The organism is Pseudomonas sp. GM60, assembly GCF_000282415.1.
Classification (GTDB): Bacteria; Pseudomonadota; Gammaproteobacteria; order Pseudomonadales; family Pseudomonadaceae; genus Aquipseudomonas; species Aquipseudomonas migulae.
In genome coordinates this window covers 54832-62804 of record NZ_AKJI01000008.1, presented here as the reverse complement: position 1 = coordinate 62804, position 7973 = coordinate 54832, and the positions used below count along the sequence as shown (strand labels likewise).

The 7973-nt window shown below is 57.2% G+C and carries 7 protein-coding genes and 2 tRNA genes; all 9 read left to right on the top strand.

Annotated features, from left to right (window positions below; all coding sequences use genetic code 11):
* A partial coding sequence (gene folP / locus PMI32_RS27225; RefSeq protein WP_008024466.1) for a dihydropteroate synthase occupies positions 1-448 on the top strand: 448 nt, incomplete at its 5' end.
* 16 nt (positions 449-464) lie between these two features.
* The gene (gene glmM, locus PMI32_RS27230) at positions 465-1802 is read left to right on the top strand and encodes a phosphoglucosamine mutase (protein ID WP_008024465.1); all 1338 of its coding nucleotides are present in this window, start codon (positions 465-467) and stop codon (positions 1800-1802) included.
* Between the two features lie 66 nt (positions 1803-1868).
* Positions 1869-2621, top strand: coding sequence for a triose-phosphate isomerase (gene tpiA, locus PMI32_RS27235; protein WP_008024463.1), 753 nt, complete (start codon positions 1869-1871; stop codon positions 2619-2621).
* 4 nt (positions 2622-2625) lie between these two features.
* A complete protein-coding gene (secG, locus tag PMI32_RS0128590; protein WP_017336473.1) occupies positions 2626-3009 on the top strand; it encodes a preprotein translocase subunit SecG in 384 nt (127 codons plus the stop codon).
* Positions 3010-3031: 22 nt separating this feature from the next.
* A tRNA-Leu gene (locus tag PMI32_RS27240) sits at positions 3032-3117 on the top strand.
* 96 nt (positions 3118-3213) lie between these two features.
* Positions 3214-3290: transfer RNA gene (locus PMI32_RS27245), tRNA-Met, on the top strand.
* Positions 3291-3428: 138 nt separating this feature from the next.
* Entirely contained in the window at positions 3429-3887 is a 459-nt protein-coding gene (rimP, locus tag PMI32_RS27250; RefSeq protein ID WP_032828556.1) for a ribosome maturation factor RimP, read from the top strand.
* A 47-nt stretch (positions 3888-3934) separates the two neighbouring features.
* Complete coding sequence (gene nusA, locus PMI32_RS27255; RefSeq protein ID WP_008024459.1) at positions 3935-5416, top strand: transcription termination factor NusA; 1482 nt, start codon at positions 3935-3937, stop codon at positions 5414-5416.
* Positions 5417-5443: 27 nt separating this feature from the next.
* Positions 5444-7972 (top strand): translation initiation factor IF-2, encoded by a 2529-nt coding sequence (gene infB, locus PMI32_RS27260; protein WP_008024457.1) that lies wholly within the window; start codon positions 5444-5446, stop codon positions 7970-7972.
* Position 7973: the final 1 nt, after the last annotated feature.

Sequence of the window (7973 nt, the reverse complement as noted above, 5' to 3'; positions counted from 1 at the left end):
GGCGGCCGCCACTGGCCTGCCGGTCTGTCTGATGCATATGCTCGGTGAGCCGGGCGACATGCAGGACAATCCGCATTATCAGGATGTCACCCGAGAGGTCGGCGAGTTTCTTGTCGAGCGAATGGCGCAGTGTGCGTCAGTCGGAATTCCGGCTGAGCGGATCATCCTGGATCCGGGTTTCGGCTTCGCCAAAACCTTGCAGCACAACCTGAGCTTGTTCAAGCATATGGAAGTCCTGCATGCCTTGGGGCGGCCCTTGTTGGTCGGGGTTTCGCGAAAGAGCATGATAGGTCAGGCCTTGAATCGCCCGGTCGGTGAACGACTGCATGGCGGTTTGGCACTCGCGGCGCTGGCTTCATTCAAGGGGGCGCGTATATTGCGCGTCCATGATGTGGCCGAAACCGTCGATGTGGTGCGGATGATCGCCGCAGTGGAATCAGCCGAATAAGAATGATGGAGCACTTATGACTAAGAAATATTTTGGCACCGACGGCATTCGTGGTCGGGTCGGCGTGTACCCGATTACCCCTGAATTCATGCTCAAGCTCGGCTGGGCTGCGGGCATGGCGTTCCGCAAAATGGGCGCCTGCAAAGTGTTGGTAGGCAAGGACACCCGGATCTCCGGATACATGTTCGAATCGGCGCTCGAGGCCGGGCTGACTTCGGCGGGTGCCGACGTGATGCTCCTGGGTCCGATGCCGACGCCGGCCATCGCCTACCTGACGCGTACGTTCCATGCCGAAGCAGGCATCGTGATCAGTGCCTCGCACAATCCTCACGATGACAACGGCATCAAGTTTTTCTCCGGCAAGGGCACCAAGCTGCCGGATGAAGTCGAGCATATGATCGAAGAGTTGCTCGACACCCCGATGACCGTGGTTGAGTCGAGCAAAATCGGCAAAGTGTCGCGAATCAACGATGCTTCGGGCCGTTATATCGAATTTTGCAAGAGTAGCGTACCGACCGGCACCAGCTTTACGGGCCTGAAGATCGTGATCGATTGCGCTCATGGTGCGACCTACAAAGTGGCGCCGAGCGTGTTCCGTGAGTTGGGCGCCGACGTTGTCGTGCTTTCAGCGCAGCCAAACGGCCTGAACATCAATGACAACTGCGGTTCGACCCATATGGGTCAGTTGCAGGCTGCCGTCCTTGCCGAACATGCTGATCTCGGTATTGCGTTCGATGGTGATGGCGACCGGGTCCTGATGGTCGATCACACGGGCGCTGTTGTCGATGGTGACGAACTGCTGTTCATCATCGCCCGCGACTTGCATGAGCGTGATCTGCTGAAAGGCGGTGTGGTCGGAACATTGATGAGTAACCTGGGGCTGGAGCTGGCCCTGGCAGACCTGTCGATTCCGTTTGTGCGTGCCAACGTCGGTGACCGCTATGTGATCGCGGATCTGCTGGAGCGCAATTGGCTGGTTGGTGGCGAGAACTCGGGTCATATCGTCTGCTTCAATCACACCACCACCGGTGATGCGATCATTGCCGCGTTGCAGGTGCTGATGGCATTGCAGACTCGCTCCGAAGGACTGGCTCAAGCCCGTCAGTCGCTGCGCAAGTGTCCTCAGGTGCTGATCAACGTGCGTTTCGGTGGTGGTGCGAGCCCGCTGGATCATCCGTCGGTCAAAGAGGCCAGCGAGCGCGTTACCAAGGCTATGGCTGGGCGTGGGCGCGTGCTGTTGCGCAAGTCCGGCACCGAGCCGTTGGTGCGTGTCATGGTCGAAGGCGAGGACGAAACACAGGTTCGCGGCTACGCCGAAGAGCTGGCAAAACTGGTTGCTGAAGTTTCTGCCTGAATTCGGCTTGCCAGCCATGATTGTGTTGGGTAACATCTGCGCCCACTTTGACCGACGAGGTACAGCATGCGTCGCCCTATGGTAGCTGGTAACTGGAAGATGCACGGTACCCGCGCCAGCGTCGCTGAGCTGATCAACGGCCTGAGTCATTTGGCCTTGCCGAGCGGTGTTGATGTCGCGGTATTCCCGCCTTTCCTGCATATCAATCAAGTGATTGAAGGTTTGAAAGGTAAGTCGATTTCGGTCGGCGCGCAGAACTCTGCAGTGGAATCCATGCAAGGCGCTTTGACCGGCGAAGTTGCACCGAGTCAGTTGGTGGATGCAGGTTGTACCTTTGTACTTGTCGGGCATTCCGAGCGCCGCCAAATGGGCGAGCAGGACGGAATGCTGATTCGCAAGTTCGCAGCGGCACAGGCATGTGGCTTGATTCCAGTGTTGTGTATAGGGGAGACCCTGGAGCAACGCGAAGCTGGGAAAACTCTTGAGGTTGTCGGGCGTCAGCTTGGCAGTATCATTGAGGAGCTGGGTGTTGGTGCTTTTGCAAATGCAGTCATTGCTTACGAGCCGGTCTGGGCCATTGGTACCGGGCTGACTGCTTCGCCACAACAGGCGCAGGATGTGCACGCAGCCATTCGCGCTCAGTTGGCGGCAGAGAATTCTGAGGTCGCACAAGGTGTGCGGCTTCTATACGGCGGCAGCGTGAAGGCGGCCAATGCGGTCGAACTGTTCGGCATGCCGGATATCGATGGGGGGCTCATTGGTGGAGCTTCCCTGAATGCAGATGAGTTCGGTGCGATTATTCGCGCCGCGGGAAACTGAAAAAATGCTGGAAACAGTCGTAGTCGTTTTTCATCTGCTGGGTGCATTGGGCGTAGTTGCTCTGGTATTGCTGCAGCAGGGTAAGGGTGCGGATGCTGGCGCGTCTTTCGGAGCAGGTGCTTCAAATACTGTGTTCGGAAGCCAAGGTTCCTCTACCTTTCTTAGTAAGTTTACTGCTATACTTGCCGCCGGTTTCTTCATAACCAGCTTAGGGTTAGGTTACTTTGCTAAAGAGAAGGCTCACCAGCTGACTCAAGTAGGTTTGCCAAACCCGGCAGTGTTGGAAGTTCCAAAGCAACAACCGGCTTCTGATGATGTACCGGTGCTTCAAGAGCAAAAGTCGGCTACTCCAGCGACTGACGTACCTCCAGCTCAAGAGCAAAAGTAAGAAGGGTTTCAAACGTAGTATTGCCGAGGTGGTGGAATTGGTAGACACGCAACCTTGAGGTGGTTGTGCCCATAGGGTGTAGGGGTTCGAGTCCCCTTCTCGGTACCAATTATCAGGAGAGCCCGCTGTTGCGGGCTTTCTTGTAGGTGGAAGGTTACATTGACCCTGTCAGGGATCGGTCGTATACTTCCGCCCCAGCTTTGTCGCGGGGTGGAGCAGTCTGGTAGCTCGTCGGGCTCATAACCCGAAGGTCGTCGGTTCAAATCCGGCCCCCGCAACCAGTTTAAGGAGCCCCTTTTAAGGGGCTTTTTGTTAGCTGGACACTTTCTACGCCGCTGTTCGACGGCGTTTCAAGGATGGGCGTTTCGCCCATTTTTTTATTTTGCATAGCATGCACATACATGCACGAGGGGGTTCAGGTGTCGAGCAAGCTAGAAGAGTTGCAGGCCTTGTTGGCCCCGGTGGTCGTGGCCCTAGGCTATGAATGCTGGGGTATTGAGTTTTCGGCTCAAGGTCGCCACTCAATGTTGCGCGTTTATATTGATAAAGAAGGCGGCGTGCTGGTGGACGATTGCGCCATCGTCAGCCGTCAGATCAGCGGTGTCCTGGATGTTGAAGATCCAATCGCCGTTGAGTACACCCTTGAAGTTTCCTCGCCTGGCATGGAACGCCCGCTGTTCACTATTGAGCAGTTTGCAAAATTTGCCGGTGAACAAGTGAAGATCAGGCTGCGCTCGCCTTTTGAAGGGCGACGCAACTTTCAGGGCCTTCTGCGCGGTGTAGAAGAGCAGGATGTCGTGGTGCAGGTAGAAGACCATGAGTTCCTGTTGCCGATCGATATGATCGACAAGGCCAACATTATTCCCAGTTTTGACTGAGACGCGGATCCCGCGGATCCAATGGCTTGCGAAAGGCGAGGCGTACGATGAGCAAAGAAGTACTGCTGGTTGTTGAGTCGGTATCCAATGAAAAGGGCGTACCGGCAAACGTAATTTTTGAAGCGCTGGAGCTGGCTCTGGCCACTGCTACCAAAAAGCGTTTCGAGGACGAAGTCGATCTGCGTGTGGAAATCAATCGCCACACCGGTGCTTACGAGACCTTCCGTCGCTGGACGGTTGTCGAAGAAGCAGATCTGGACGATCCGGCCATCGAAACCTGGCCGAGCAAGGTTGCCGAAACGCATCCTGGTGCCCAGGTTGGTGATGTAGTCGAAGAAAAAATCGAATCCATCGAGTTCGGCCGCATTGCTGCACAGACTGCCAAGCAAGTCATCGTGCAGAAAGTTCGCGAAGCCGAGCGCGCTCAAGTCGTTGACGCCTATCGCGAGCGCCTGGGGGAAATCATCTCCGGCACCGTGAAGAAAGTGACCCGCGACAATGTGATCGTCGACCTGGGCAACAACGCTGAAGCGTTGCTGGCTCGTGAAGACATCATCTCTCGCGAAACCTTCCGGGTTGGCGTGCGTCTGCGTGCGCTGCTCAAGGAAATCCGCACCGAGAACCGCGGCCCGCAGCTGATCCTGTCGCGTACCGCGCCGGAAATGCTGATCGAGTTGTTCCGCATCGAAGTGCCGGAAATCGCTGAAGGCCTGATCGAAGTAATGGCTGCCTCCCGTGACCCGGGTTCGCGCGCCAAGATCGCGGTCCGCTCCAAGGACAAACGCATCGACCCGCAGGGCGCTTGCATCGGTATGCGCGGTTCGCGCGTCCAGGCAGTGTCGGGTGAGTTGGGCGGTGAGCGTGTTGATATCGTCCTGTGGGACGACAACCCGGCTCAGTTCGTAATCAACGCCATGTCCCCGGCTGAGGTTGCGGCAATTATCGTTGACGAAGATGCCCATGCAATGGACATCGCCGTTGGCGCAGACAATCTGGCTCAGGCCATCGGTCGCGGTGGTCAGAACGTGCGTCTGGCTAGCCAGTTGACTGGCTGGACCCTGAACGTGATGACCGAATCGGACATCCAGGCTAAGCAGCAAGCAGAAACCGGCGACATCCTGCGCAACTTCATCGACGAGCTGGAAGTCGACGAAGACCTGGCACAGGTGCTGGTAGATGAAGGCTTCACCAGCCTGGAAGAGATTGCCTACGTACCGTTGGAAGAAATGCTCAACATCGACGGCTTTGACGAAGAAACCGTCAACGAGCTTCGCGCTCGTGCCAAGGATCGTTTGTTGACCAAAGCCATCGCTACTGAGGAAAAGCTGGCAGACGCCCATCCGGCCGAAGACCTGCTCTCGCTTGAGGGTATGGACAAGGATTTGGCGATGGAACTGGCGGTGCGCGGCGTAATTACCCGCGAAGACCTGGCCGAGCAGTCTATTGACGACCTGCTCGACATCGACGGCATTGACGATGATCGTGCCGGCAAGTTGATCATGGCCGCCCGAGCCCACTGGTTCGAGTAATTAGGCGCGGCCTGAGGAGAGAAGTGCATGACGCAAGTCACGGTGAAACAACTGGCCGATGAGGTCAAAACACCGGTAGAGCGCCTGTTGCAGCAGATGCGTGAGGCAGGTCTGCCGCACACCGCCGCCGAAGAACATGTGACTGACAGTGAGAAGCAATCTTTGCTGACTCACTTGAAAAGCAGCCACAAGGCGAAAGTGGAAGAACCACGCAAGATCACACTGCAGCGTAAAACCACCAGCACCCTGCGTGTTGCTGGCAGCAAAAGCATCAGTGTTGAAGTCCGTAAAAAGAAGGTTTTCGTACAACGCAGCCCGGAAGAAATCGAAGCCGAGCGCAAACGCGAACTGGATGAACGTCGCGCAGTAGAAAATGCTGCTCGTCAGAAGGCTGAAGAAGAAGCCAAGCGTCGCGCCGAAGAAGAAGCGCGTCGCCAGCCTGCTGCTGCGCAAACCGCTACCAACGACGCTGTTGCAGCGCCGGTTGCCGTTGCCGAGCCAGTGCGTGAAAGCGCTCCGGTGGTTGCAGCTGCTCCAGCTCCGTCTGCTGATGTTCGCAACAAGCAGAACGAACAGCGCCGTCCGGACAAACCACGTGCCGACGATAACAATCGTCGTGGCAGTGGCGATGGTGAGCGCAAAAACGCTCCGCATCGTGCTTCGGTTAAAGAGAAAGCGCCTGCTCCACGTGTTGCGCCACGTACTACCGACGAAGAAAGCGATGGCTTCCGTCGTGGTGGTCGCGGCAAGGCCAAGCTGAAGAAACGCAACGCTCACGGTTTCCAGAGCCCAACCGGCCCTGTAGTGCGCGAAGTGAAGATCGGCGAGACCATCACTGTTGGCGATCTTGCCCAGCAGATGTCGGTCAAGGCTGCTGAAATCATCAAGTTCATGTTCAAACTGGGTACCCCAGCGACCATCAACCAGGTACTGGATCAGGAAACTGCCCAACTGGTTGCCGAAGAGCTGGGCCACAAAGTGACCCTGGTCAGCGACACCGCCCTGGAAGATTCCCTGGCCGAGTCCCTGAAGTTTGAAGGTGAAGCGTTCTCCCGTGCTCCGGTCGTGACCGTAATGGGCCACGTTGACCACGGTAAGACCTCGCTGCTCGACTACATCCGTCGTGCCAAGGTTGCTGCTGGCGAAGCCGGCGGTATCACCCAGCACATCGGCGCGTACCACGTTGAAACCGAACGCGGCATGGTCACCTTCCTCGACACCCCTGGTCACGCCGCGTTTACCGCCATGCGTGCTCGTGGTGCCAAGGCGACCGACATCGTGATCCTGGTGGTTGCAGCGGACGACGGCGTGATGCCGCAGACCGTTGAAGCCGTTCAGCACGCCAAGGCTGCCGGTGTTCCGCTGGTTGTAGCTGTGAACAAAATCGACAAGCCGGGCGCCGATCTCGATCGCATCCGTAGCGAACTGTCGGTTCACGGCGTGACTTCGGAAGAGTGGGGCGGCGACACCCCGTTCGTATCGGTTTCGGCGAAAGTCGGTACTGGCGTGGACGAGTTGCTCGAAGCTGTTCTGCTGCAAGCTGAAGTTCTCGAACTGAAAGCAACTCCGTCGGCTCCGGGTCGTGGCGTTGTGGTTGAATCGCGTCTCGACAAAGGTCGTGGCCCGGTTGCAACCGTTCTGGTTCAAGACGGTACCCTGCGCCAAGGCGACATGGTCCTGGTCGGTTCGAACTATGGCCGTGTACGTGCCATGCTCGACGAGAACGGCAAGCCAATCAAAGAAGCCGGTCCTTCCATCCCTGTCGAGATCCTCGGCCTGGACGGTACGCCGGATGCTGGCGACGAGATGAGCGTGGTTGCCGACGAGAAGAAAGCCCGTGAAGTGGCTCTGTTCCGTCAAGGCAAGTTCCGCGAAGTCAAGCTGGCCCGTGCTCACGCCGGCAAGCTTGAAAACATCTTCGAGAACATGGGTCAGGAAGAGAAGAAGACGCTCAACATCGTCCTCAAATCCGACGTCCGTGGTTCGCTGGAAGCGTTGAACGGTGCCTTGAATGGCCTGGGTAACGACGAAGTGCAAGTGCGTGTTGTCGGTGGCGGTGTCGGTGGTATCACCGAGTCCGACGCCAACCTGGCACTGGCCTCCAACGCTGTACTGTTCGGCTTCAACGTGCGTGCCGATGCCGGCGCTCGCAAGATCGTCGAGCAGGAAGGTCTGGATATGCGTTACTACAACGTGATCTACGACATCATCGAAGACGTCAAGAAAGCCCTGACCGGTATGCTCGGCAGTGATGTTCGCGAGAACATCCTGGGTGTGGCCGAAGTGCGTGACGTGTTCCGTTCGCCGAAGTTTGGCGCGATCGCCGGTTGCATGGTTATCGAAGGTGTTGTTCACCGTAACCGTCCAATCCGTGTACTGCGTGAAGACATCGTTATCTTCGAAGGCGAGCTGGAATCCCTGCGCCGCTTCAAGGATGACGCTTCCGAAGTACGTGCCGGCATGGAATGCGGTATCGGCGTGAAGAGCTACAACGACGTCAAAGTCGGTGACAAGATCGAAGTCTTCGAGAAGGTTCAGGTTGCTCGCAGCCTCTAAC

What these genes read in the sequence shown, in the direction of transcription:
- secG (WP_017336473.1), top strand. Translation starts at nt 2,626, where the DNA reads ATGCTGGAAACAGTCGTAGTCGTTTTTCATCTGCTGGGTGCATTGGGC.
- tpiA (WP_008024463.1), top strand. Translation starts at nt 1,869, where the DNA reads ATGCGTCGCCCTATGGTAGCTGGTAACTGGAAGATGCACGGTACCCGC.
- nusA (WP_008024459.1), top strand. Translation starts at nt 3,935, where the DNA reads ATGAGCAAAGAAGTACTGCTGGTTGTTGAGTCGGTATCCAATGAAAAG.
- infB (WP_008024457.1), top strand. Translation starts at nt 5,444, where the DNA reads ATGACGCAAGTCACGGTGAAACAACTGGCCGATGAGGTCAAAACACCG.
- glmM (WP_008024465.1), top strand. Translation starts at nt 465, where the DNA reads ATGACTAAGAAATATTTTGGCACCGACGGCATTCGTGGTCGGGTCGGC.